24 protein-coding genes and 1 riboswitch are annotated in these 24,662 nt (G+C 70.3%); of the genes, 9 read left to right on the top strand and 15 right to left on the bottom strand.

What is annotated here, in order from left to right; translation table 11 throughout:
• Positions 1-21: 21 nt before the first annotated feature.
• Together AB0H64_RS11310 and AB0H64_RS11305 are read right to left on the bottom strand one after the other, a co-directional pair.
• The gene (locus AB0H64_RS11310; protein ID WP_357622794.1) at positions 22-603 is read right to left on the bottom strand and encodes a TetR family transcriptional regulator; all 582 of its coding nucleotides are present in this window, start codon (positions 601-603) and stop codon (positions 22-24) included.
• On the bottom strand, positions 600-1,409 hold the full coding sequence (locus tag AB0H64_RS11305; protein WP_310708071.1) for a sugar phosphate isomerase/epimerase: 810 nt from the start codon (positions 1,407-1,409) through the stop codon (positions 600-602). Before AB0H64_RS11305 ends, AB0H64_RS11310 begins: the two co-directional genes overlap by 4 nt.
• Positions 1,410-1,464: 55 nt before the next feature.
• Between AB0H64_RS11305 and AB0H64_RS11300 the strand changes: the two genes are divergently transcribed.
• From AB0H64_RS11300 to disA, 5 genes are read left to right on the top strand one after another with little or no spacing between them, the layout of a single operon-like run.
• Positions 1,465-2,163: a class I SAM-dependent methyltransferase gene (locus AB0H64_RS11300; protein ID WP_357622792.1), complete on the top strand. Its 699-nt coding sequence runs from the start codon at positions 1,465-1,467 to the stop codon at positions 2,161-2,163.
• A 42-nt stretch (positions 2,164-2,205) separates the two neighbouring features.
• Positions 2,206-2,580 (top strand): MerR family transcriptional regulator, encoded by a 375-nt coding sequence (locus AB0H64_RS11295; protein WP_357622790.1) that lies wholly within the window; start codon positions 2,206-2,208, stop codon positions 2,578-2,580.
• Positions 2,577-2,882 (top strand): thioredoxin, encoded by a 306-nt coding sequence (trxA, locus tag AB0H64_RS11290; RefSeq protein ID WP_357622788.1) that lies wholly within the window; start codon positions 2,577-2,579, stop codon positions 2,880-2,882. The genes AB0H64_RS11295 and trxA overlap by 4 nt, the downstream gene beginning before the upstream one ends.
• A 48-nt stretch (positions 2,883-2,930) precedes the next feature.
• On the top strand, positions 2,931-4,337 hold the full coding sequence (gene radA, locus AB0H64_RS11285) for a DNA repair protein RadA (RefSeq protein ID WP_357622786.1): 1,407 nt from the start codon (positions 2,931-2,933) through the stop codon (positions 4,335-4,337).
• Positions 4,338-4,378: 41 nt separating this feature from the next.
• Positions 4,379-5,461, top strand: coding sequence for a DNA integrity scanning diadenylate cyclase DisA (disA, locus tag AB0H64_RS11280; protein WP_357622784.1), 1,083 nt, complete (start codon positions 4,379-4,381; stop codon positions 5,459-5,461).
• 137 nt (positions 5,462-5,598) lie between these two features.
• Here disA and AB0H64_RS11275 read toward each other — a convergent pair whose 3' ends face one another.
• Positions 5,599-6,315 carry a hypothetical protein gene (locus tag AB0H64_RS11275; RefSeq protein WP_357622782.1) on the bottom strand — a complete coding sequence of 239 codons (717 nt, stop codon included), beginning with the start codon at positions 6,313-6,315 and terminating at the stop codon, positions 5,599-5,601.
• Positions 6,316-6,393: 78 nt separating this feature from the next.
• Here AB0H64_RS11275 and AB0H64_RS11270 point away from each other — a divergent pair, with 78 nt between their 5' ends.
• Positions 6,394-7,269, top strand: coding sequence for an A/G-specific adenine glycosylase (locus AB0H64_RS11270; RefSeq protein WP_357622780.1), 876 nt, complete (start codon positions 6,394-6,396; stop codon positions 7,267-7,269).
• A gap of 186 nt (positions 7,270-7,455) precedes the next feature.
• On the opposite strand, the gene AB0H64_RS11265 is transcribed toward AB0H64_RS11270, so the two are convergent.
• Positions 7,456-7,833, bottom strand: a complete 378-nt coding sequence (locus AB0H64_RS11265; RefSeq protein ID WP_357622778.1) for a cupin domain-containing protein — start codon at positions 7,831-7,833, stop codon at positions 7,456-7,458.
• Positions 7,834-7,892: 59 nt separating this feature from the next.
• Here AB0H64_RS11265 and AB0H64_RS11260 point away from each other — a divergent pair, with 59 nt between their 5' ends.
• Positions 7,893-8,363 carry a MarR family winged helix-turn-helix transcriptional regulator gene (locus AB0H64_RS11260; protein ID WP_357622776.1) on the top strand — a complete coding sequence of 157 codons (471 nt, stop codon included), beginning with the start codon at positions 7,893-7,895 and terminating at the stop codon, positions 8,361-8,363.
• A 137-nt stretch (positions 8,364-8,500) separates the two neighbouring features.
• Here the strand turns inward: AB0H64_RS11260 and AB0H64_RS11255 are convergent, their stop codons facing one another.
• The 6 genes from AB0H64_RS11255 to AB0H64_RS11230 all read right to left on the bottom strand — a co-directional run bounded on the left by AB0H64_RS11255 (position 8,501) and on the right by AB0H64_RS11230 (position 16,617).
• A complete protein-coding gene (locus tag AB0H64_RS11255; protein WP_357622775.1) occupies positions 8,501-9,439 on the bottom strand; it encodes a TIM barrel protein in 939 nt (312 codons plus the stop codon).
• A gap of 488 nt (positions 9,440-9,927) precedes the next feature.
• On the bottom strand, positions 9,928-12,432 hold the full coding sequence (locus AB0H64_RS11250; RefSeq protein WP_355437609.1) for an ATP-dependent Clp protease ATP-binding subunit: 2,505 nt from the start codon (positions 12,430-12,432) through the stop codon (positions 9,928-9,930).
• Positions 12,433-13,221: 789 nt separating this feature from the next.
• A complete protein-coding gene (locus tag AB0H64_RS11245) occupies positions 13,222-13,554 on the bottom strand; it encodes an Lsr2 family protein (protein ID WP_310708059.1) in 333 nt (110 codons plus the stop codon).
• A 525-nt stretch (positions 13,555-14,079) separates the two neighbouring features.
• The gene (locus tag AB0H64_RS11240) at positions 14,080-14,562 is read right to left on the bottom strand and encodes an RDD family protein (RefSeq protein ID WP_357622772.1); all 483 of its coding nucleotides are present in this window, start codon (positions 14,560-14,562) and stop codon (positions 14,080-14,082) included.
• 116 nt (positions 14,563-14,678) lie between these two features.
• Positions 14,679-15,962: an RDD family protein gene (locus AB0H64_RS11235; protein ID WP_357622770.1), complete on the bottom strand. Its 1,284-nt coding sequence runs from the start codon at positions 15,960-15,962 to the stop codon at positions 14,679-14,681.
• An 85-nt stretch (positions 15,963-16,047) separates the two neighbouring features.
• On the bottom strand, positions 16,048-16,617 hold the full coding sequence (locus tag AB0H64_RS11230) for an amino-acid N-acetyltransferase (RefSeq protein ID WP_357622769.1): 570 nt from the start codon (positions 16,615-16,617) through the stop codon (positions 16,048-16,050).
• Positions 16,618-16,883: 266 nt separating this feature from the next.
• Positions 16,884-17,039, top strand: a riboswitch (cyclic di-AMP (ydaO/yuaA leader).
• Positions 17,040-17,044: 5 nt separating this feature from the next.
• Here AB0H64_RS11230 and AB0H64_RS11225 point away from each other — a divergent pair.
• Positions 17,045-18,085, top strand: coding sequence for an NlpC/P60 family protein (locus AB0H64_RS11225; RefSeq protein WP_357622767.1), 1,041 nt, complete (start codon positions 17,045-17,047; stop codon positions 18,083-18,085).
• Positions 18,086-18,101: 16 nt separating this feature from the next.
• Here AB0H64_RS11225 and AB0H64_RS11220 read toward each other — a convergent pair whose 3' ends face one another.
• A complete protein-coding gene (locus tag AB0H64_RS11220) occupies positions 18,102-18,314 on the bottom strand; it encodes a LuxR C-terminal-related transcriptional regulator (protein WP_310708054.1) in 213 nt (70 codons plus the stop codon).
• Positions 18,315-18,654: 340 nt separating this feature from the next.
• On the bottom strand, positions 18,655-20,136 hold the full coding sequence (lysX, locus tag AB0H64_RS11215; RefSeq protein ID WP_357622765.1) for a bifunctional lysylphosphatidylglycerol synthetase/lysine--tRNA ligase LysX: 1,482 nt from the start codon (positions 20,134-20,136) through the stop codon (positions 18,655-18,657).
• Positions 20,137-20,294: 158 nt separating this feature from the next.
• Here lysX and AB0H64_RS11210 point away from each other — a divergent pair, with 158 nt between their 5' ends.
• The gene (locus AB0H64_RS11210) at positions 20,295-20,795 is read left to right on the top strand and encodes a hypothetical protein (protein ID WP_357622763.1); all 501 of its coding nucleotides are present in this window, start codon (positions 20,295-20,297) and stop codon (positions 20,793-20,795) included.
• A 68-nt stretch (positions 20,796-20,863) separates the two neighbouring features.
• Here AB0H64_RS11210 and AB0H64_RS11205 read toward each other — a convergent pair whose 3' ends face one another.
• The 3 genes from AB0H64_RS11205 to AB0H64_RS11195 form a co-directional block, all read right to left on the bottom strand.
• A complete protein-coding gene (locus tag AB0H64_RS11205) occupies positions 20,864-21,646 on the bottom strand; it encodes a type III pantothenate kinase (protein WP_310708050.1) in 783 nt (260 codons plus the stop codon).
• Between the two features lie 4 nt (positions 21,647-21,650).
• Positions 21,651-24,215: an L-aspartate oxidase gene (locus AB0H64_RS11200; RefSeq protein WP_357622761.1), complete on the bottom strand. Its 2,565-nt coding sequence runs from the start codon at positions 24,213-24,215 to the stop codon at positions 21,651-21,653.
• A 93-nt stretch (positions 24,216-24,308) separates the two neighbouring features.
• The gene (locus tag AB0H64_RS11195; RefSeq protein WP_357622759.1) at positions 24,309-24,662 is read right to left on the bottom strand and encodes a hypothetical protein; all 354 of its coding nucleotides are present in this window, start codon (positions 24,660-24,662) and stop codon (positions 24,309-24,311) included.

The following is a 24,662-nucleotide window of genomic DNA, read 5'->3' as shown; positions in this document are numbered from 1 at the left end:
GGGCCGTTACAGAACAATGCTCTACGCCGTGAAGTAGCCCTGGATCGTCGGCGCCAGCAGCTCCACCAGCTCCTCCGGATCGGCCCCGGCCATCGGCTCCAGCTTGAGCACGTAACGGGCCATCAGCACGCCGAACATCTGCGCGAACGCCGCCTCGATCCGCAGGTGCGGAACCCCCAGCGTGTCGGCCACCCTGAACAGCAGCGCGTTCGTGACGAACTCCCGGAACATCGTCACCGCGTGCTCGTGCGTCATCGCCGAGCGGATGAGCGCGATCAGCGGCTCGCGGGTCTCCGGTGTGGCGGTCACGGCGAGGATCAGCCGGACCAGCCGCTCCCCGAGCTCCTCGCGAGGGCCTTCGAGCAGCGCCGGCACCACCTGCTCGGGCGTCAGCGGCAGCCGCATCGCCGCCGCGAACATGCCCTCCTTGGTGTCGAAGTAGTGGTGCACCAGCGCGGGGTCGACCTGCGCCTCACGGGCGATGCCGCGCACGGTCGCCTTGTCGAACCCCTTCTCGGCGAACACCCGCCGGGCCGCCGCCAGGATCTCGCCCCGGGTGTCGGCCGAGCCCGGCCTGCGGCCGGGGCCCCTCTTGACCGTCATGCCGAGGCCGCGAGGTGGAGGCGGGCGAACGCCAGCGCCTCGGCGAGGTCGTCGATCCGCTCCGTGCGGCTGGACGCCTTGCGCGTGTTGATCTCCAGCACCACCAGCCCGGTGTAGCCGTTGCCCGCCAGACGCTCCAGGATCGGCGCGCACGGCTGGCTGCCGCGCCCCGGCACCAGGTGCTCGTCCTTGTTCGTCACGCCCAGGCCGTCGGCCAGGTGCAGGTGCGCCAGGCGGTCGCCGAGCTTGGTGGCCATCTCCATCGCGTCGGAGCCCGACACGGCCGTGTGCGACAGGTCCAGGGTGACGTGCGGGAAGTCGTAGTCGATCGGGTTCCAGTCGGGGGAGTACGGGACGACGTCGTTGTTCCTGGCGCGCAGCGGGAACATGTTCTCCACCGCGAAGACCACGTCGGTCTCGTCGCGCATGCGGGCGAGCCCGGTCTCGAAGTCGCGGGCGTACTCGCGCTGCCAGCGGAACGGTGGATGCACCACGACCGCCGACGCGCCGAGCCGCTCGGCCGCCTGCCGGGCCCTGACCAGCTTGGCCCACGGGTCGCGCCCCCACACGCGCTGCGTGACCAGCAGACACGGGGCGTGGATGGCCAGCACGGGCACGTGGTAGTGGTCCGACAGCCGCTCGATCACGTCGATGTCCTGGCTCACGGGGTCGGCGCCGACCATGATCTCGACACCGTCGTAGCCCAGGCGCGCGGCGAGCTCGAACGCGTCAGGAGTGCGTTCCGGATATACCGAGGCGGTGGACAATGCGATCTTCGCATTGGGCACGCGGATGACGTCAGCCACGTTGCCAGCCTAAGCCGGTGACGGGATTCTGGTGCGCGCCCCCTACGGTTGGGTCATGCCCCGGATCGCAAAAGGAGCCATTCCCAGCCCCAACATCTGGAACACCCCGCAGCTGTACGAGCTGGAGAACCGCGCCGTGGACCCCGACGGCGCCGCCGAGGCGGCCATGCGGGCGATCCGGCCGTGGGACGGCGCGACCGTGCTCGACATCGGCTGCGGCACCGGCTACCACCTGCCCGGCCTGTCGGCCACGGCGGCCCGGGTCGTCGGGGTCGAGCCGCACGGCGACCTGGTGACGCTGGCCCGCCGCCGCTGCGCCGGGCTGCCCGGCGTGGAGGTGCGCGCCGCCACCGCGCAGGACCTGCCGCTGCCGGACATGTCGGTGGACGTGGCCATCGCGCGGTGGGCGTACTTCTTCGGCCCGGGCTGCGAGCCGGGGCTGCGCGAGCTGTCCCGGGTGGTGCGGCGCGGCGGCGCGGCCTTCGTCATCGACCTCGACGCGGGCCGCGGCGCGTTCGGCCGCTGGTTCTCGCGCACGGTTCCGGCGTACTCGGCGCGGGAGGTGGAGGCGTTCTGGACGCGGCACGGCTGGCAGCGGCAGGAGCTCGACCTGCGCATGGTGTTCGAGCGGCGGGCGGACCTGGAGGCGGTGCTGCGCATCGAGTTCGCCCCGGCCGTGGCCGAGCAGGCGATCGCGGAGACGCCGGGGGTGGAGCTGGCCTACCCCAACGTGTTGCGCTGGCGCCTGTTCTGACCCCTTGACCTTGACACCGACGTCAAGGTTTACCGTGTCGTCATGCGCATCGGAGAGCTGGCCGGACGTACCGGTGCGAGCACCCGCTCGCTCCGCTACTACGAGCAGAACGGGCTGATCACCTCCCGGCGGAGCGTCAACGGCTACCGCGAGTACGCCGAGGACGACGTCCGTTTGGTGTCGGAGATCCGCACGCTGCTGTCGGTCGGCTTCACGCTGGAGGACACCCGGCCGTTCGTCGACTGCCTGCGCGCCGGCCACGCCACGGGCGGCTCCTGCCAGGAGTCCGCCGAGGTCTACCGCCGCAAGCTGGCCGAGATCGACGAGGACATCCGTACCCTGCTCGCCCGCCGCGCCGAGGTCGCGGCCCAGCTCGGCGAGTCCTGCTCCGGCTGCTTCACCCGAGGAGAGAAATGATCACCCTGACCACCGAGAACTTCGACGAGCAGGTCCTGAGCAGCGACAAGCCCGTCCTGGTCGACTTCTGGGCCGAGTGGTGCGGGCCGTGCCGCATGGTCGCACCGGTGCTGGAGCAGATCGAGGCGGAGTACGGCCTGACCATCGGCAAGCTCAACACCGACGAGAACCCCGACATCATGACCCGGTACGGCGTGCTCAGCCTGCCGACGCTGCTGCTGTTCGAGAACGGCGAGCCGGTGCGGCAGGTCATCGGCGCCCGCCCCAAGCGCATGCTGGTCAACGACCTCGGCCTGGCGTGACGGTCCGCCTGCCCGCGATTGTCGGTGGGGGCCGCTAGCCTGCTCCGCATGGCCAAGACTGCCCCCAAGCCCGGATACCGCTGTGCCGAGTGCGGCTGGCGCACCACCAAGTGGGTGGGCCGGTGCGGCGAGTGCCAGGCGTGGGGCACGGTCGACGAGGAGGGCGCCCGCGCCGGCGTCCACGTCGTCCAGGCCGGCGCCACCACCGCCCCCGCGATGCCGATCGGCCACGTCAAGGCCGAGGTGGCGGCCGCCCGCACCACCGGGGTGAGCGAGCTCGACCGGGTGCTCGGCGGCGGCCTGGTGCCCGGCGCGGTGATCCTGCTGGCCGGCGAGCCGGGCATCGGCAAGTCCACGCTGCTGCTGGAGGCCGCCGCCCGGATGGCCGAGCGCGACACCGTCCTCTACGTCACCGGCGAGGAGTCGGCCGCGCAGGTCCGCCTGCGCGGCGACCGCATCGGCGCCATCCGCGACCAGCTCTACCTCGCCGCCGAGACCGAGCTGTCGGCCCTGGTGGCCCACGTCGAGAAGGTCCAGCCCCGGCTGCTCGTGGTCGACTCGGTGCAGACCGTCGGCTCCGCCCAGACCACGGGCGTGCCCGGCGGGGTCACCCAGGTCCGCGAGGTCGCCGCCAACCTCGTGCGCCTGGCCAAGGAGCGCAACATGGCGACCGTCCTCGTGGGCCACGTCACCAAGGAGGGCTCCATCGCCGGCCCCCGCACCCTGGAGCACCTGGTAGACGTCGTCCTCAACTTCGAGGGCGACCGCCACTCCAGGCTGCGCATGGTCCGCGCCATCAAGAACCGGTTCGGCCCGACCGACGAGGTCGGCTGCTTCGACCTGCACGAGCGCGGCATCGAGGGCATCACCGACCCCAGCGGGCTGTTCGTCTCCCGGCGCAGCAGGCCGGTGCCGGGCACCTGCGTGACCGTGACCGTCGAGGGCACCCGCCCGCTGCCGGCCGAGGTGCAGGCCCTGGTCGCCCGCACCGAGGCGCAGCAGCCCCGGCGCACCTCCTCCGGCCTCGACACCTACCGCGTGCAGATGGTCCTCGCCGTGCTGGAGCGCCGCCTGAACGCCAAGCTCGGCGGCTGCGACGTGTTCACCGCGACCGTGGGCGGCATCAAGCTGGCCGACCCGGCCGTCGATCTGTCCGTGATGCTCGCGGTGGCCAGCGCCGCCGGCGACAAGCCGCTCCCGGCCGGGCTCGTCGCCCTGGGCGAGGTGGGTCTCGCGGGCGAGCTGCGGCCGGTCAAGGACGTGCGGCGGCGGCTCAGCGAGGCCGCCAGACTGGGCTTCCGCCGGGGCCTGGTGCCCGCGGGCTCCCTCGAAGAAGGCGGCCGAAAGCGCGACGGGCAGCGCTCTCTCGTGCCTGTCGGGCCGGTCACGTTCGCCCCCGGATTCGAGGTGGTGGAGGCGGAGAACGTCTGGGACGCTCTCACACACGTCACATAGCGCCGCTAAGCTGGACTCGACTATTTCGACACGGGGGTCTGGTGCCAAACGACAGGAGTCTGGACGACCGCCGTCGCGAAGCCCTGGCCGCGGTGGCCCCGGGCACACCGCTGCGCGACGGCTTGGAGCGGATCCTGCGCGGGCAGACCGGCGGGTTGATCGTGCTCGGCTACAACCGCGAGGTCGATCAGCTCTGCAGCGGCGGCTTCGAGCTCGACGTCGAGTTCTCCGCCACCCGCCTGCGCGAGCTGGCCAAGATGGACGGCGCGATCGTGGTGAGCGGCGACCAGAAGATCGTGCGCGCCGCGGTCCACCTCGTCCCCGACCCGGCCATCCCCACCGACGAGTCCGGCACCCGCCACCGCACCGCCCAGCGCGTGGCCCGGCAGACCGGCCTGCCGATCATCGCGATCAGCAAGTCGATGCGGATCATCGCCCTCTACCTCGACGGCATCCGCTACGTCCTGGAGGAGTCGGCGGCGATCCTGTCCAAGGCCAATCAGGCCCTGGCCACCCTGGAGCGCTACAAGCACCGCCTCGACGAGGTGTCCGGCACGCTGTCGGCCCTGGAGATCGAGGACCTGGTGACCGTTCGGGACGTGGCGGCCGTCGCCCAGCGGCTGGAGATGGTCCGGCGCATCTCCGACGAGATCAAGGGCTACGTGGTCGAGCTGGGCACCGACGGCCGGCTGCTGTCGCTCCAGCTCGACGAGCTGGTGGCCGGCGTCGACTCCGAGCGGGAGCTGGTGGTGCGCGACTACCTTCCGGCCCCGTCGGGGCGGCGCACCCGGCACCTGTCGGAGGCCATGCACGACCTCGACGAGCTGTCCGGCAGCGCGCTGCTCGACCTGCCGACGGTGTCCCGCATCCTCGGCCACGACGGCGGCGAGACGCTCGACACGCCGGTCAGCCCGCGCGGCTTCCGCCTGCTGGCCAAGGTCCCCCGGCTGCCGGCCACGGTGGTCGACCGCCTGGTCAACCACTTCGGCGGGCTGCAGAAGCTGCTCGCGGCCAGCATCGACGACCTGCAGGCCGTCGGCGGCGTCGGCGAGTCACGGGCCCGCAGCGTCCGCGAGGGCCTGTCCCGCCTGGCCGAGTCGTCCATCCTCGAACGCTACGTCTGACACGCCCGGCCCGCCCACCCACCTTCGAGATCCCGGCTTCGTAGACCCGGCTTCGCCGCCCCGCCTTCGCGGCCCGGCCTTCCAGACGTGCCTTGGCGGCCCGGCCTTCCAGACGTGCCTTGGCGGCCCGCCTTCGGTCATCTGAGGTGGAAGACCCCCTTGGGGCTGCGCAGCTTCCCCATGCGCGCCACCGCCACGTACGTGCCCGGCAAGGCCGCGGCCGGGGTGGTCCGGCAGTCCTCGCTGGAGCGGCGCCGGTCCCAGTCGAGGGTGCGGACGTACGGGATGCCACGCTCCAGCTCCCGCACCTCGGCGGCGGGCCCGCTCACGCAGTCGGCCGTGGACCAGATGCGGTCCTCGCCCGAGGTGATACGGATCTCCAGGGCGCGCGGCCCCACGTCGGCACGGCACATGGCGGGGCCGGTGTTGACCAGAGTGACCAGGAAGTTGGGCCACGCGCTACCGGTGTAGACGTCCTGCTTGCCCTGCAGGCTCAGCACCAGGTCGCCCTCGGCGCACAGTTGTCCCGGCCGGTCGGGCTTGTTCGCCCCCGCCCCCGCCGCGGCTGACGCCGACGCCGACGGGCTGGTCATGCCGGGACTCGGCTGGGGCGTCGGGGTGGCCGTGCCGAGCGCGAGGGTGCGCAATCCGGCCAGCAGGGGGTCGACTGAGGGCGAGGCGCTCGCGGAGGACTCGGCGCTGGAAGTGCGCTGCGGCCCGCTGGAGCCGCTGGAGCACGCCCATGCCACCACGGCGACGACCACCAGCACTGCGATGAGCACGCTCATCCGCCGCCGCCAGTAGACGTCACCGCCACCGTCGCCGCCGTCGCCACGCATCGTTTCCGGGTCCATACACACAGCATGGTAATGGTACGGCTACTAAGCGTGACGACACGCCGATGAGTTCAGTCTCGGCATACGCTGGGGCGCGTGGTTGAGCTGAACCTCCTACACGTACCCATTCTGGAATGGTACGAGTCCAACGCCCGGGATCTCCCGTGGCGCGCCGCCGACGCGACCCCCTGGGGCGTGCTCGTCAGCGAGATCATGCTCCAGCAGACCCCCGTCGTACGCGTGCTTCCGATATGGCACGAGTGGATGGAGCGCTGGCCCACCCCCGAGGCCCTGGCCGCCGAGCCGCCGGGCGAGGCCGTGCGCCACTGGGGCAGGCTCGGCTACCCGCGCCGCGCACTGCGGCTGCACGCCTGCGCCCGCGCCATCACCGAGGAGCACGGCGGCGAGGTGCCGTCCGACCACGCCACACTGCTGTCGCTGCCGGGCATCGGCGAGTACACCGCCGCCGCGGTCGCCAGCTTCGCGTACGGTGGCCGCCACGCGGTCCTGGACACGAACGTGCGCCGCGTGTTCGCCCGGGCCGTGCGGGGCGAGGAGTACCCTCCGGTGGCCACGTCGGCCGCCGAGCGGCGGCTGGCCGAAGCGCTCCTGCCCGAGCTGGGGGCGCCCCGGTGGGGGGTGGCGGTCATGGAGCTGGGGGCGCTGGTGTGCACGGCCCGCGGCCCCCGCTGCGCCGACTGCCCGATCACGCAGGTCTGCGCCTGGCGGCTCGCCGGCAAGCCGCCGCACGCGGGGCCGGCCCGCAAGGGTCAGACGTACGCGGGCACGGACCGGCAGTGCCGGGGCCGCCTGCTCGCGGTGCTGCGCGCGGCACACGGCCCCGTGCCGAAGGAGGCGCTGGACGTGGTGTGGGACGACGCGGTGCAGCGCGAACGCGCCCTGGACGGCCTCATCACCGACGGCCTGGCCGAGCACCTCGACGACGGCACCTACCGCCTCCCCCACACCTGACCTTGCACCCACCGGCGGATCGGGCGTCCTCCCCCGCACCTGACCTCCCCGCCCACCGGCGGATCAGGCGTCCTCCCCCGCACCTGGCCTCACCGCCCACTGGAGGATCGGAGGTTTCAGGAGGTCAAGCGCACGGGCGAGGCATGTGGAGGGGCAGAGGGCTCAGGCGTACGGAAAGGGCCGGACTCAGGCGATCCACGGGGGGACGCCGAAGTCGGCGCCGTCGGCTGTGATGGCGCGGGCGCCGGCCGGCGCCGTGACGATCACGGTGTAGCCCTGGGCGGCGTCGGCCAGGACCCGCCGCCGCGTGTGCGGGGGCATCACCACCGTGTCCCCGGCCCCCACATCGAACGTCTCCTCCCCCAGCTCCACCGTCGCCGCCCCGGCGAGCCACGTCCACACCTGCTCGGAGTCGAAGTCGTGCACCGGTCCCTCGGCGCCCGGCTTGGCGTCCACGCGCCAGATCGACCGCGTGGCGTCGCCCTGCGTGGGCGAGGCCAGCGTGGTCATCACGCCACCCGGCGTCTCGGATCGGCGGGCCTGCGAGTCACGAATGACAGCCATCGGCCACTCCACTAAGATAGACAATGTCGTTGTCCATATAGTTAACCAGGTTGTCTATCGTGTCAAGTGATGTCCCGGGCTTCGAGCTTCCCCTACGCCTCCTGCTGGGCTTCAGGGTGCTCATCGACGAGCTCCACGCCGAGCTGGCCAGGCAGGGGCATCCGCATGCCCGGCCCTTGCACGGGTTCGTCCTGCAAGCCATCGGCGCGGGCGGCACCACCGCCGTGGAGCTCGGCCGTCTCCTCGGCGTCTCCAAGCAGGCCGCGGGCAAGACCATCGAGACGCTCGAACGCGTCGGCTACGTGGAGCGCACCGTGGACCCGGACGACACCAGGCGCAAGATCGTCCGCCTCACGCCCCACGGGGTGGACGTCCTCGTCCGCTCGGCGCGCATCTTCGCCGACCTGCGGGCGCGATGGGCCGCCGAGCTGGGCGAGGAGCGACTGCGGGCACTGGAGGCGGACCTGCGGAAGGTCACTCCGCCCGACATGTTCCGCCTGGACATGCCGGGCTGGTTCGGCTCCCTCTGACGCCCTCCGAGGACGAATCCGGACGTCCTGAGCCGACCGTGGGCTTCGTGTGGCGAGCCGCAGCGTCAGGCGGCGAACCGCGACATCAGGTCACGAGCTGCGGCGTCACGTCGCGAACCGCATGTCGAGCCGCGGCGTCAGGCGGCGAGCTGGAGGCCCAGGCCCGTGAGGTTCGTGCGGGCCCAGTCGAGCTCCTGCGCCAGCATCGACACCAGCGCGCCTGGGCCCTTGGCGCGGCCGGGGACCGCGAGGTTGTGGGTCTCCACCTCGATGTGGGCGCTGCCACTGACCGCGCCCGACAGCATGGCCGTGAGCGTGTCGTGCAGGACCGCGCCCGTGCTGGGCGTCTCACCCGTGTGATTGTGGACGTGCCCGAGCTTGACCACCGGCGCCCCGGCGGCGGCCAGGCCGCGCAGCGCCGCCCCGGCCTCCTCGGAGCCGCAGGCCAGATGGCAGGCGTCGAGGCAGACTCCCAGGTGCTCGGAGTCGATGCCACACACCCGCTCCAGCGCCTGCTCGGTCGTCTCCAGGACGCAGCCCGGCCACGGCTCGAAGCCGACGCGGATGGTCTTGCCCGTGACGCTGTAGATGCCGCGCAGCTCGCGGGCCAGCCGCTCCAGGCGGCGCGTGGCGATGGCGTGCAGGTCGGCCGGCCAGTCGCGCCGCCAGCCGATCGGGATGGTGGAGATGCTGCCGAACCGGACGTCCTCGGGCAGCAGGAAGGCGAGGATCTTGGCCAGCGCCATCGTGTAGCGGTAGCGCTCGGGCTTGGCCCAGTCGGGGCCGGGGACCTCCTGGTTGCGGCCGCCCGTTCCGTTCAGGCTCACGACCTCCAGGCCGCGCTCCTCCAGGGAGCGGCGCAGCCGTACGAGCTCGATGCGGTCGGCCGTGAGGTGGTCGGCCACGCTCGGCGACAGCCACAGACCGATGCCCATCCGCTCGACGCCCAACCGCCTGCGCACCGGCACTGCGTAGCGGGTCAGGTGGGCGATCAGGTTCTCCAGGTCCTCGGCGGGGTGGACGCCCGCGTTGTAGGCGAGGTGCACGAGCGTTCCGTCGTCGTGACGCAGGCGCATCGGTTTCCTCCACGGCTTGGCATTGATCGTTGGCATCACCCGGTCAGGGAGCGCGCGGACGCTGCCGAGCATGCCCGCTCCGGCTGACGTGCGCGTCCGCCCTGGGTTGACTGCCTCGTACTCCCCAGGGAGCAGCCACACCCCAGGACAACGATCTTTCTGCTTACTTGGGGGAGACTTGGTGCTGCTCTACACAGAGTAGTACTACTCGGCGTCGCGGGCACACTTTCGGGCCAACAATTCCGCAACGGGCCGTGAAACAGGCCGCGCCGCGGCTCCGGGCACCGCGCCTGACCGGCGGGACAGAGCCCGCGGCCCCGGGTCGCCGCGCGAGACCCCACCAGAGACGGCCGGAAAAGGAGACAGCCGGAAAGGGGCAGCCCGAAAGGAGACGGCCCGAAAGAGGCGGTAGACAAGGAGACGGCCGGAAAAGGAGAAGCCCCCGTGTGAGCGAGTCACACGGGGGCTTCGGTGCGCCCTTAGGGGCGTCAGTTCTGGATCGAACCCGCGATCGCGGCGGCCGAGTCCGGAACGTGGGCCGGCGCGTTCTCACCCACGAAGGTGAACTTCGCGTTGTCGCCCTCGCCCTCGATGGCCACCTTGATGACCTGCCCCGGACGGAGCTCGCCGTACAGGATCTTCTCCGACAGCGAGTCCTCCAGCTCGCGCTGGATGGTGCGCCGCAGCGGACGGGCGCCCATGACCGGGTCGTAACCGCGGTCGGCCAGCAGCTGCTTGGCCTCGGGCGAGACCTCGAGCCCCATGTCGCGGTCCTTCAGCCGGGCCTCGACCTGCGCGAGCATCAGATCCACGATCTGGATGATCTCGAGCGGCGTCAGCTGGTGGAAGACCACGATGTCGTCGACACGGTTGAGGAACTCGGGCCGGAAGTGCTGCTTGAGCTCCTCCTGGACCTTGCCCTTCATCCGCTCGTAGTTGGACTCGGTGTCGTTGGACTTGGCGAACCCGACCCCGATGCCCTTGGAGATGTCCCGGGTGCCGAGGTTGGTGGTCATGATGATGACCGTGTTCTTGAAGTCCACCACGCGGCCCTGGGCGTCGGTCAGGCGACCGTCCTCCAGGATCTGCAGCAGCGAGTTGAAGATGTCGGGGTGGGCCTTCTCGATCTCGTCGAACAGGACCACGGAGAACGGCTTGCGCCGCACCTTCTCGGTGAGCTGACCGCCCTCCTCGTACCCGACGTAGCCGGGAGGCGAGCCGAACAGCCGCGAGACGGTGTGCTTCTCCATGAACTCCGACATGTCCAGGCTGATCAGCGCGTCCTCGTCGCCGAACAGGAACTCCGCCAGAGCCTTGGACAGCTCGGTCTTACCGACGCCGGACGGGCCGGCGAAGATGAACGAGCCGCCGGGACGCCGCGGGTCCTTCAGACCGGCGCGGGTACGCCGGATGGACCGCGACAGGCCCTTGATGGCGTCGTCCTGGCCGATGATCCGCTTGTGGAGCTCGTCCTCCATGCGGAGCAGGCGTTGCGACTCCTCCTCGGTCAGCTTGAAGACCGGGATGCCGGTGGCCGTGGCGAGGACCTCGGCGATGAGCTCCTCGGTGACCTCGGCGACGACGTCCATGTCGCCGGCCTTCCACTCCTTCTCGCGCCGCTCACGCTTGAGCTGGAGCTGCTTCTCCTGGTCGCGGAGGGCAGCCGCCTTCTCGAAGTCCTGCGCGTCGATCGCGGACTCCTTGTCGCGGCGGACGTTGGCGATCTTCTCGTCGTACTCGCGCAGGTCCGGCGGAGCGGTCATCCGGCGGATGCGCATCCGCGAGCCGGCCTCGTCGATGAGGTCGATCGCCTTGTCGGGAAGGTAGCGGTCGCTGATGTAGCGGTCGGCCAGCTGCGCGGCGGCCACCAGCGCGCCATCGGTGATGGACACCCGGTGGTGCGCCTCGTAGCGGTCGCGAAGACCCTTGAGGATCTCGATCGTGTGGCTGAGGGAGGGCTCGGCCACCTGGATCGGCTGGAAGCGCCGCTCCAGCGCCGCGTCCTTCTCGAGGTACTTGCGGTACTCGTCGAGGGTCGTGGCACCGATGGTCTGCAGCTCGCCTCGGGCCAGCATCGGCTTGAGGATGCTGGCGGCGTCGATCGCGCCCTCGGCGGCGCCCGCACCCACGAGCGTGTGCAGCTCGTCGATGAACAGGATGATGTCGCCGCGCGTGCGGATCTCCTTGAGCACCTTCTTCAGGCGCTCCTCGAAGTCACCGCGGTAGCGCGAGCCGGCGACCAGGGCGCCGAGGTCAAGCGTGTAGAGCTGCTTGTCCTTCAGCGTCTCGGGCACCTCGCCCCTGACGATCTTCTGCGACAGGCCCTCGACGACGGCGGTCTTGCCGACGCCGGGCTCGCCGATGAGAACGGGGTTGTTCTTGGTCCTCCGGGAGAGGACCTGCATGACCCGCTCGATCTCCTTCTCGCGGCCGATGACCGGATCCAGCTTGCCCTCGCGGGCGGCCTGGGTCAGGTTGCGGCCGAACTGGTCGAGCACCAGGGAGGTCGACGGGGCCGACTCCTGCGGGCCGCCCGCGGCGGCCGGCTCCTTGCCCTGGTAGCCGTGGAGCAACTGGATGACCTGCTGCCTGACACGGTTGAGATCGGCTCCAAGCTTGACCAGCACCTGAGCCGCCACACCCTCACCCTCGCGGATGAGCCCGAGCAGGATGTGCTCGGTGCCGATGTAGTTGTGGCCCAGCTGCAGAGCCTCACGGAGCGACAGCTCAAGAACCTTCTTGGCCCGCGGGGTGAACGGAATGTGCCCCGACGGAGCCGACTGGCCCTGGCCGATGATCTCCTCGACCTGCTGGCGCACTCCTTCAAGGCTGATGCCGAGGCTCTCCAGAGCCTTGGCGGCTACGCCTTCTCCTTCGTGGATCAAACCAAGAAGAATGTGCTCAGTGCCGATGTAGTTGTGGTTGAGCATCCTGGCTTCTTCTTGCGCCAGGACGACAACCCGCCTCGCTCGGTCGGTGAACCTCTCGAACATCTCGTCGCTCCTCACAGAGCGGTCAGTCAGGCCGGTTTAGTCCGGTCCCGTCATCCCGCATGCTAGCCCTGGCTCGGCGAACCGTGCCCACTGCCGCTGACACGCTCTATAGCAGAGACGTTCCCCGAGAGCAGGGCGTTCACCCTCTATCCAACTACCGTTCGGGGGTGACATGTTCCCGATACGCCGCAAGCGAACGATGTTTAGGGGGCTCGGGGAAGCGACTCCAATTCGCCGCTCCTGCAGGGGATGGATCCGCGTGGACGGTCGTCCGATCACCTTGTCATCGGACGCCGCCGGACGCCGTGTGGTAACCGGCCCGGGAGTGGCGCCCGCCCGCACATGACGTGAGCCGTGTCCGAAACCCCTGCGTCAACATCCTACGTGCCGCGTCAAAGGGCGGCCAATCGTTCATGAACGGGCCCGCCTGCGGTGAAATCCATGGTCTGGTCAGCCCGGTTACCAGTGGCCTGGAGACCGCCCGCCGGGCCTGTCACCAGGCGGCCGGGCCGGCGGGCCGGATTTGCGCGGGAGGACGGCCCGTCGGATGGGACGGGCCACGGCGAAGAAACAGCGTCCGGAGAGCGCCCGGGCAAAAGGGCTTGCGCCTGCGGCATTCGGCGACGGGAAGGAGAACGGGCGTCAGGCCCCAAATACCGGCTCACCCGGCGATACCAAGATCCATAAGGGCGCCAGACGTCCAGTATTTGAGAGGCGCATAAATGATCATGCGCTTATGGCGTTCGCCGGGGTCCTGGGCGAGCGCCATAAGCGCATGGTCCGCGTCGCTCAGTGGGCCCGCTCGTACTGCTCGACGACGGTGGAGGCGATACGGCCACGCTCACTGACCGGCAGGCCATGGGCCTTCGCCCACTGACGGATCTCCGAGCTCTTCTCGCGGCTCATCGCCCGCTGGCCGCCGCGCCCGCGCCGCCGCGTCGACACGGCGCCTGACCGGCGAGCGTGCTGAACGAAAGGCGAGAGGGCGTCCCGGAGCTTCTTGGCGTTCAGGTCGCTGAGGTCAATCTCATAGGAGGAGCCGTCAATGGCGAAGCTGACCGTCTCATTGGCCTCGCCCCCATCGAGGTCATCGATGAGAATCTCCTGGATCTGCTTGGCCATCTACGCAATCCTTTCCCGGAGCATTGTTTCATTCGCTGGCCCAAACATATACCCGGAAAGGCGCTAAGACAATTCAGCGGTGCGGAGATTCGGCTGACTGGCCGCTCAGCGTGGATCAGTTGCCGTTCTCGGCCTCATCCGGCCGGTTTGACCTGCGCCCGGCCGCCTCCCACCGCACCAACTTCACGACGCCAAAGATGAAGGCGCCGCCGACCACCACCGGGGGGATGAGCGCCGACAATACGTCTGTAACGGCTTGCATTCGTCCTCGCCTCCACAGCGGACGGGGGTTTCAGAGGGCTCCCTTTATGCACCACGGGCGCGGGAGCATGAGCGGGCCTCATGCCGCTCTAGGTCAACAGGCATCCGCTCACGACCATAGCGGCACGCGAGCGCTCCACGCCTGACAGGACCACCGACATCGGGCCGCCCTGGTTGCCCCATAGCCTAATGCCAGTCTCTCCAGGCTCCTTACCGGATCAAGCGAAAATTTTGCTGAATGGCATCGCCGCAGGTACGCATGCCTCAACGAAGATCTTTGACGACGAGCGTTCCGGCCAGTCGGTCATGCGGCCCACGCTGCAGTGGCTTGTCGATCAAGATGAGCATCCCCACGGCGAACACGTAGATTCCGCCCAGCAGATTGACCAGCGGAATACCCATCAGCATGACCGGGCCGGGATACACCAGGGCACGTTTCAGCAGTGCCGCCCGAGGAAGGCCGGGCGGCGCCACCCGAATCTTCATGATCGCTTTGCCGAACGTGCGGCCGGCGCCGGAAAGAGCCGCCCACTCATAGGCGGTATATCCCAGCCCGGCCAGGAACCAGGCCGCCGCCCCGGGCGGGCGACCGGCCGTCGCCTCGGACACGCCGACAGTTCGGAAGGCGGCCCATAGGACGATGAACAGAATGTAATAGAACACCCCGAACACGAGGCCCTCAATGAGGCGCGCGGCAAGTCGTTCCCACCATTCAGCGGGCGTCCCGCCCGGCCGCGTACCCGCCATAACCCACCTCGGCTCGGCGCCGAACCCGTGGCTTCATATTGGCACGGCCCGGCTGCGCACGTACCCGGGTACAAAACAGAGGCCGGCACGGAGCCGGCCTCTGCTGCTGTTGGCGATTACTTGATCTTGACCACCACGGTGCCGGCCACCTTGTCGGCGAACGTCTGCTGCAGCGGCTTGTCCCAGAGCTGCGACGCGCCGTTGACGGCCACCAGGAGCCAGCCGATGAACGACGCGAGCGGAACGAAGGCCAGGATCGCGAAGGCGTAGCCGCCCCACGTCACGCCGGCCCGCTTGAGCGCGACGTCGGTGGGCAGGCCGGCCGACGGCACGGGGCCGCCGACAGGAGCGATCTTGATGCCCATGACCATCTTGCCGAGGGTCTGGGCCCTCATCTTGGTCATGAGGAGCTCGTAGCCGACGTACAGGGCGGTCAGGACAATGCCGACCAGGACCCCGACCATCGTCCCGCTGAACATGCCGGACGAGCTGCCGCTGGACCAGTCGTAGGTGGCCACGAAGATCGCCGTGAAGATCCCCGAGATGATCAGGCCGATCACGAAGAAGATCACCCAGTCGATGAGCCGGGCCACCAGCCGCTGCCACCACTCCGCGAGCGGCGCCGGGGCGCCCGGAGGCTGCACGCCCACCGGCTGACCGTATCCCGGCTGACCGTAGCCGGGCTGGCCGTACTGCTGCCCCGGGCCGTAGCCCTGCTGCGGCTGACCGTACGCCGGCTCACCGTAACCGGGCTGGCCGTAGCCCTGCTGACCGTAGCCCTGCTGGGGCTGGCCGTAGCCGGGCTGCGACTGGCCCTGGGGCCCGTAGCCCTGCTGCGGCTGGCCGTAGCCGGGCTGCGAAGGCGGCTGCTGGCCGTACTGCTGCTGGCCGGGCTGGCTGTAGCCCTGCTGCTGGTAGCCCTGCTGCGGCGGGGGCGCGTAGCCGGGCTGGCCGTACTGCTGGCCCGAGGGCGGCTGCTGGCCGTACTGCTGCTGCCCGTAGTCGGGCTGCGAGGGCTGCTGCTGGCCGTACTGCTGCTGGCCGGGCTGCCCATAGCCCTGCTGGGGCTGGCCGTAGCCCTGCTGGGGCTGGCCGTAGCCGGGCTGCGACTGACCCTGGGGTCCGTAGCCCTGCTGCTGCTGCCCGTAACCGGGCTGGGACTGGCCCTGCTGCCCGTAGCCCTGCTGGCCGTACTGCTGCTGGCCGGGCTGGCCGGGCTGGCCGTAGCCCTGCTGTTGGTAGCCGGGCTGGCCGTAGTCCTCGGCGCGGTAACCCACCACCGTCGCGTCGGGGTCGGCCTCACCGTGGGGGCGGTTGGGAGTGTGTTGTCCGTACTCGGGATTCCCGGCAGCGTTCTCGCCGGATTCGTCCTGTGGATACGGCGGCTGTCCGGTGCTCACCGTGTCACCTCGCTTCGAGAGTGCATGTAGCACATGTCAGGACACATGCCTGTGCTGCCCAACGTATCGACATAGGTATCAACAATCACCTTTCTCGGCGGTCAAGGTCGGCGTCACCGGATGTCAGATGGAGCAGCATGCGGGTGTTGCCCAGGGTGTTGGGCTTGACGTGCTCAAGGTCGAGGAACTCCGCCACACCCTCGTCGTACGAGGCCAGCAGCTCGGCGTAGACCTCCGGGGAGACCGGGGTGCCCTGGATCGGCCGGAACCCGTGGCGGGCGAAGAAGTCGACCTCGAACGTCAGGCAGAACACCCGGCTGAGCCCGAGATCCCGCGCCGTGCGGATCAGCGTGGAGACGATGCGATGGCCGATGCCCAGCCCGCGGAAGGCCGGGTCCACGGCGACCGTGCGGATCTCGGCCAGATCCTCCCAGAGCACATGGAGGGCGCCGCAGCCGACGACCTGGCCGCCGCGCTCGGCGACCCAGAACTCCTGCACGTCCTCGTACAGGGTGACCGTGGCCTTCTCCAGGAGGCGAGGACCGGCACCGGCGTAGGTGTCGACCAGGCGCCTGATCGTCCTGACATCCGACGTGCGGGCGCGGCGCACCACGAGCTCGGTGTCAGTCACGGTGACTTCGGCGACCTGTTCCATGGGCATCCAGAGTACAGATCCCATTACGGCTCGTACCAAAATCCGCCCTGCCTACGGCATCCGACATGTCACTTCCGTGCACTCCCCTCGGGCAACGTACTGCTCAAGCCATGGCAAAGTAGGCATAAAGACGGACCGGCATCGGGTGACGCGTCGTCCACTCGTGACCCTTCGGTAGCGATACCTCTACAGAGTTGGCAGTTCTGGTTGAGCACGAACCCGAGGTGCACTAATGTCCAGCGACGATGTCACCCGCGCGACCCCCGCGCGGAGACGCGCCCAATCCCCGCAGGGGGAGCCGGGGACCCGCCGGTGGCGAGCTCTCAGTGCCACCACATGGGGTGAATCCGAGCATCACGCTCGGTAGGGCTGCTCCGGCCCGAACCCGTCAGCTAACCCGGTAGGCGTCGAAGAGAGGAGCTGGTCGGTGGAGCGCACGCGCCGTCGCGAAAGGACGAGAGCGGGCCTGGATGCCCGCCCTCCGAAACAGGCGCTCCTGCGCCGTTTCGCCGTCCTGAGCGCCGCCGTCGTGGCGCTGGCGTTCGCGGTCCCGGCCGGGCCCGCCGCCGCCGACCCCGAGCCCTCCCTGAAGGAGCTGTCCAAGCGGGTCGAGGCGATGCACACCGAGATCGAGACCCTCAGCGAGCAGTACAACGGCTCGCGGGAGAAGCTCAAGACCGCCCGCAAGACCGCCGAGCAGGCCAAGAAGGTCCTGGCGACCAGCCAGGCCGACCTCGACGCCAAGCGCGCCAGGACGAGGCTGCTGGCCCAGCAGGAGTACATGACCGGCGGCTTCAGCCGCGCCATCGCCCTGATGGACGACGGCGACCCCAGCGCGTTCCTCAACCGGGCCGCCACCACCTACGCGCTGGCGCAGGAGTCCGGCGACGAGGTCAACCAGGTCGTCAAGGCCATGGAGACGGCCAAGCAGGCCCAGTCCGAGGCGAAGGCCCACATCGACGAGGTGGAGAAGCTCGTCACCGACCTCGACACGAAGCGCGACAAGATCGTGAAGCTGGTCGCCAAGGTGGAGAGCAACCTGTTCAGGCGGGCGATCGGCGAGGCGGGCCGTCCGGGCACGCCGGCCGTCCGCGTCGCCCTGCCGATCTCGGGCGCCGGCAAGGCCGCCGAGGCGGCCAGGTGGGCGCTCACCCAGCAGCTCAAGCCGTACGTCTGGGGTGCCGAGGGGCCGAGCTCGTACGACTGCTCCGGCCTCGTCATGGCCGCCTACCAGCGGGTCGGCATCTCGCTGCCCCACTACACCGGCAGCCAGTGGACCGCCGGCCGGCACATCTCCAAGGAGGAGCTGCGGCCGGGCGACCTGGTCTTCTTCTACAGCGACCTGCACCACGTCGGCATCTACATCGGCGGCGGCATGATGGTCCACGCGCCGCGCACGGGGGACGTCGTCAGGGTGACGTCCCTGGCCCGCAGGCCGTTCGTGGGCGCCGTCCGCGTCGCCGACTGAGACTTTCGCGGGCCGCTCAGATGAGCTGCCGGCGGGCGGCCCAGGCCACGGCCTCGATGGCCGTGGCGACCCCGATGCGGTCGCAGATGCCGCGCAGCCGGCGGCGCACGGTGCGCCCGCTGATGTCGAGGCGCCTGCCCACCCGATCGACGGTGACTCCCCTGGCAAGCTCCGCCAGCAAGGCTAGATCGGCGTGGCTAAGCTCAACCTGATCGGTGAGCACATCCATCGGGAGCCCTCCCCCCAACAGCAGTCTCGGAGTCGTCGTCGGCCCGTGCAAAGCTGTTCGCTCCGCAGACGTTAAACGCATACGGGAAAGGCCGTCAAGCGCGATAACCGTGGCACTTGACGGCCGTCATTGACTTGATCCGTCGTATATGGGGGACTCGGCGGATGTCGGCACTTCGGGGCACGCTGCGCGATCACAGCGGCCCTTACAGGCCCTCACCGGGAATCTTGACGCGGGCGCCCGCCGGCGCATTTAGTCCGGCACGATCCCGCAATTGCGCATGACCCGTTCTCAGGGCCCTTGGCCGTGCCGCCACGGGTGCGGCGGCACGGCCCGGGGCTCAGTGGGTCGGCTTGACGAGCGGGAAGAGGATCGTCTCGCGGATGTTCTTGCCGGTGAACGCCATGATCATCCGGTCGATGCCGGCGCCCATGCCGCCGGTGGGCGGCATCGCGTACTCCAGGGCCTGCAGGAAGTCCTCGTCGAGCTGCATGGCCTCCGGGTCGCCGCCCGCCGCCAGCAGCGACTGCTCGACCAGGCGGCGGCGCTGCTCGATCGGGTCGATCAACTCGGAGTAGGCGGTGCCCAGCTCCGTGCCGAACCCGATGAGGTCCCACTTCTCCGTCAGCAGCGGGTTGTCGCGGTGCTGGCGGGTCAGCGGCGAGGTCTCCAGCGGGTAGTCCATGACGAACGTCGGCTGGATGAGCGTGTGCTCCACGAGCGCCTCGAACAGCTCCTGGACCAGCTTGCCCGGACCCCACTTGGGGTCGTGGTGGACGTCGTGCTTGTCCGCCAGGTCGCGCAGGCGCTCGATCGGCGTCTCGGTGGTGATCTCCTCGCCCACCGCCTCCGACACGGTGCCGTACAGCGTGACGCGCGGCCACTCGGGGATGCCCAGGTCCACCTCGACGCCGTCGTGCACGACCACCGAGGTGCCCAGCGCCGCGACCACGGCCTTCTGGTACATCCGCTGGGTCAGGTCGGCCATGTCGTTGTAGTCGAGGTACGTGCCGTACGCCTCGAGCATGGTGAACTCGGGGTTGTGCGTGGAGTCCGCGCCCTCGTTGCGGAAGTTGCGGTTGATCTCGAAGACCTTCTCGATGCCGCCGACGACGAGCCGCTTGAGGTAGAGCTCGATCGCGATGCGAAGGTAGAGCTCCATGTCGTAGGCGTTGATGTGGGTCTTGAACGGCCGGGCCGTCGCGCCGCCGTGGATCGGCTGGAGCATGGGCGTCTCGACCTCGAGGTAGCCCTCCTCGTGCCAGAAGTCGCGCACCGCGCGCACGGTGGCACTGCGGATGCGGGCCATCTCCCGCGCCTCGTCGTTGACGATGAGGTCGACGTAGCGCTGGCGGACCCGCGCCTCCGGGTCGGTGAGGCCGATGTGCTTCTCCGGGAGCGGGCGCAGGCACTTGGAGGTGATCTGCCAGCTCTCAGCCATGATCGACAGCTCGCCGCGCCGGGAGGTGATGACCTCGCCGATCACGCCCACGTGGTCGCCCAGGTCGACGTCGCGCTTCCAGGAGGCCAGGGACTCCTCGCCCACCCGGTCGAGGGAGATCATGACCTGCAGGTCGCCGGTGCCGTCGCGGAGCGTGGCGAAGCAGAGTTTCCCGCCGATCCGGTTGAGCATGACGCGGCCCGCGACCGCGACCTGCTCACCGGTCGCGGTGTCGGGCTCCAGGCCCTCGTGTGTCGCTCTGACCTCGGCGTTGGTCGCCGTGCGCGGGAAGCTCACCGGGTAGGGGTCGACGCCTTCGCTGCGAAGGCGGTCGAGCTTCTCCCTCCGGATGCGCATCTGCTCGGGAAGTTCGTCGCTCACAGCATCAAAGAGTAGGGGATATGGCGAACTGCAAGGGCTCGTCGGTTCGTTGCAGGGACATCGCAACGGCGCCGCAAGACCTCCGCGTTACCAATGACCCACGAGCTCAGGGGGATTCGGCAGGGAGCCGGCCCGGGGAGAGAGCTCAAGGAGAGATCATGATCAAGAAGCTCGCGACCGGTGTCCTGGCCGCCGCTGCGACCACCGCCGTGGCGCTGTCGCTGCCGACGGCCGCCGGCGCCACCACCGCGACCGCGTCCTCCGCGTCCTCGGCGGCCCACTACGACAGCGACTCCTGGGGCCCGGTGTTCTCGCGCCACCACCTCGCCAAGGCCGACGGCCGGATCAGCGTCGACTGGGACGACGAGCAGGAGTCCAACTCCGTCGACGTCAGGGGCAGGCTGTTCGACCTGGACGACCGTGACTACGACGAGGGCGGCAAGTGCGCGTACGTGAAGTTCGAGGCGAGCGACTTCGACCACGAGTGGTCCCAGGTCTACAGCAAGAAGTACTGCGGCTTCCCCGGCTACAAGCGGTTCCACTTCGAGACCGAGGACGCCACCAGCGTGCGGGTGAAGGTCTGCCAGACCGGCCAGCACGGCTCGTACCCGACGAAGTGCGGTCCCTGGGAGTACATCTACACCGCCGAGAGCGAGTAGCCGTCGCCCGCCTCCGTCCCGAGCGGCCCCCTTCCCGAGCGGGGGCCGCTCTTCCGTTTTCCGGAACGTCAGCTCGTGTTGCGGTTGTAGATGAGCCGCAGGCCGATGAGCGTCAGCCAGGGCTCGTGCACGTCGATGGAGCGGGACTCGCTGACCACGAGCGCCGCGTGCCCGCCGGTGGCGACCACGGTCACGTCGTCGGGGTCGTCGGCCAGCTCGGCGACCATCCGCTCGACGATGCCGTCCACCTGGCCGGCGAAGCCGTAGATGATGCCGGCCTGCAGGGCCTCGACGGTGTTCTTGGCGATGACCGACCGGGGGCGGACCAGCTCGACCTTGTGCAGCTGGGCGCCGGCCGCCGCGAGCGCGTCCACGGAGATCTCGATGCCGGGGGCGGTGACGGCTCCCACGTACTCGCCCTTGGCCGACACCGCGTCGAAGGAGGTCGCGGTGCCGAAGTCGACGATGATGCACGGGCCGCCGTACTGGTCGATGGCCGCGAGCGCGTTGACGATGCGGTCGCTGCCGACCTCCTTGGGGTTGTCCATGCGCACCGGCACGCCCGTGCGCACGCCGGGCTCCACGATCACCGCGGTCACGTCGCCGTAGTAGCGGCGGCACATCTCGCGCATCTCGTTGAGCACGCTCGGGACCGTGGAGCAGATCGCGATGCCGCTGACGTCGGCGCCCTTCAGCAGGGGCGACTGGGCGAGCAGCCCCTGCAGGACGACCGCGATCTCGTCGGCGGTGCGGCGCGCGTCGGTGGCGAGCCGCCAGTGCTCGATGACCTCATCGCCCTCGAACAGACCGAGCACCGTGTGCGTGTTGCCGACGTCGATCGTGAGCAGCATCCGTTTACCCCCGTAGGTCCAGTGCGATGTCCAGGGCCGGCGCCGAATGGGTGAGCGCTCCCACCGCAAGGTAGTCGACGCCAGTTTCGGCCACAGGACGCGCCGAATCCAACGTCAGGCCGCCGCTCGCCTCCAGCTTCACCAGATCGTTCCTTCTCGCCGACTTTTCCGCACTCGTCCGATTTTGGACCATTTGTACGGCGATGGCGATCTCTTCGACGGTGAAGTTGTCCAACAATATTTCCTGGGCCCCCTCTCGCAGCACGGGACCGAGCTGGTCCAGACGGTCCACCTCCACCTCGATCGGCAGGTCCGGGTACCTCTCGCGGACCGCGCGGAACGCCTCGGCGACCCCGCCCGCGGCCACCACGTGGTTGTCCTTGATCAGGGCGGCGTCCGAGAGGGACATCCGGTGGTTGACGCCACCGCCGCAGCGCACCGCGTACTTCTCCAGCGCGCGCAGGCCCGGCAGCGTCTTGCGGCTGTCGCGCACGCGCGCCCGGGTGCCGCTGACCGCCTCCACCCACCTGGCGGTGAGCGTGGCGATCCCGGACAGGTGGGTGAGCAGGTTCAGCGCGGTGCGCTCGGCCGTCAGCAGGCCCCTCGTCGTGCCCTCCACGGTCATCAGCACGTCGCCCGCGCGCACCCGCTCGCCGTCCTTGGCCCGCCGCTCCGCGCGGGTGGCGCCCAGCCGTACGAACACGGCCTCGGCGGCGGCGAGGCCGGCCACGACGCCGTCGGCGCGGGCCACCACGTCGGCCACGGCGCGGGCGTCCGCCGGGATCGTCGCCAGGCTCGTCACGTCGCCGGCCTCCTGCAGGTCCTCGGCCAGCGCCCGGCCGATCAGCGCGTCCACCTCGGCGGGGTCGAGCCCGGCGGCGCCCAGCTCCTGCGCCAGGCGCGGCGGCAGCCCGTCGGCGTGCGGGGTGTAGGTCATCCTCAGGCCCTCCTCGGTCAGGGTCACGTCCAGGTGGCCCAGCCATTCGTCGTCGTCCCGCTGGGGGAAGTCCTCACGCCAGTGGGACCCGCGCGTCTCCAGCCGGGCCGCGGCCGCGGCGGTGAGCACGGTGGCGACCGTGAGCAGGTTCGTCGCCTCCCACGACTCGGTGCAGGGAGCCACCTGGACCGGGGTCCAGCGGGCGTCGCGCAGGGCCCGCGCCGTGGCGGCCAGCGACTCGCGCTCGCGCAGCACGCCGGAGCCGCGGCTCATGTGCGCCTGGATCCGCGCCCGCGCCCGCGGGTCCACCAGCCCGCCCAGGTCGGCGCCGCTCACTCCTGCCGGGTCGGCGGGGGTCCGGCGGGCGCGGGAGGCGGCGTGGACGTCCTCGGCGATCCGCTCGGCGAAGACCAGGCCCTCCAGCAGCGAGTTGGAGGCCAGCCGGTTCGCGCCGTGCACGCCCGTGCAGGCCACCTCGCCGCACGCGTACAGACCCTCGATGGACGTACGGCCCGACAGGTCCGTACGGACCCCGCCGCTGGCGTAGTGCGCCGCCGGGGCGACGGGGATCAGCTCGGTGGCCGGGTCGATCCCGTGCTCACGGCAGAGCGCGTAGATGGTGGGGAAGCGCGTCGCCCACTTGTCCGCGCCGAAGTGCCGGCCGTCCAGGTACACGTGGTCGCGGCCCGTCTCGCGCATCGTCCGCGTGATGGCCTTGGCGACGACGTCGCGCGGCGCCAGGTCGGCCAGCTCGTGGACGCCCCGCATGAACGCGTTGCCCTCGTGGTCGACCAGGAACGCCCCCTCCCCGCGCACCGCCTCGGAGATCAGCGGCTGCTGGCCCGTCGAGCCCTCGCCGAGCCAGAGCACCGTCGGGTGGAACTGGACGAACTCCAGGTCACGGACCACGGCCCCGGCCCGGAGCGCGAGCGCCACGCCATCGCCCGTGGAGACGGCGGGGTTCGTCGTGGCCGCGTACACCTGACCCATGCCGCCGGTGGCCAGCACCACGGCCCCGGCCCGCACCGCGCCAACCCCGTCGCGCGCGCCCTCGCCCATGACGTGCAGCGTCACGCCGGCGGCGCGCCCTTGCGCGTCCTTGATCAGGTCGAGCACCAGGGCGTGCTCGATGATCTCGATCGAGGCGGCGCGGACCGCCTCGGCCAGGGCCCGCTGCACCTCGGCGCCGGTGGCGTCGCCGCCCGCGTGGACGATGCGGTCGCGCCGGTGGCCGCCCTCGCGGGTGAGCTGGAGCTCGCCGTCCGGGGTGCGGTCGAACCGCGCGCCGCGCCCCATCAGCCGCCGCAGCGCGCCGGGGCCCTCGGTCACGAGCGTCCGGACGGCCCGCGCGTCGCACAGGCCGACGCCGGCCACCAGGGTGTCGCTCAGGTGCTCCTCTGAGGTGTCGGCGGGATCGAGCACGGCCGCGATGCCGCCCTGGGCCCACCGGGTGGAGCCGGAGGACAGGACGTCCTTGGTGACGACGAGGACCTTGGCCGCGGGGTCGAGCTCGGTGTGGCGCAGGGCCACGGTGAGGCCGGCGACGCCGGAGCCGACGACGACCACGTCCGCCTCGACCTCCCAACCGGGAGCCGGAGCCGTCAGCCGTAGGGGAATCGGCGGGGTACTCATGGGGTCTCCTCGTTCGAGGTGCTTTCGTCAGAATGACGATAACCCCTCCCCGTCGATGCACCGCCCACGGGGGTATCCCTTTCGGGGCGGCGGTCAGAGCCGCCGGTTCGCCCGTACCCGGTCCTCCAGACCGGCGAGATGGCCGGGCAGGGCCTCGCCGCGGTCGGCGGCGTCGGCCATGGCGGCGCGGAAGTGGCGTTGCAGCTCGGGCGCGGCGTCGGCGTGCTGGGCGAGGAGGCAGGCCGCCCGCGCGGCGTCCTCGCCCACCTGCGAGATCAGCGGCCAGCCCTGACTGCTGACCACGGACATGAGCCACACCGTGTTGTCCTCGTCCACGGCGGCGCACCGGTCGGCCCAGCCGGGGTCGGAGACATGGCCGGGGTCGCGCGCCTCCCGGTCGACGCGCGTCCGGCGCAGCAGTTCGTCCCGTAGCTCGTCGTCGGTCAT

Origin of the sequence: Nonomuraea sp. NPDC050733, from assembly GCF_040654215.1 — a bacterium.
Lineage (GTDB): Bacteria > Actinomycetota > Actinomycetes > Streptosporangiales > Streptosporangiaceae > Nonomuraea.
This window is presented reverse-complemented; position numbering and strand designations above follow the sequence as displayed.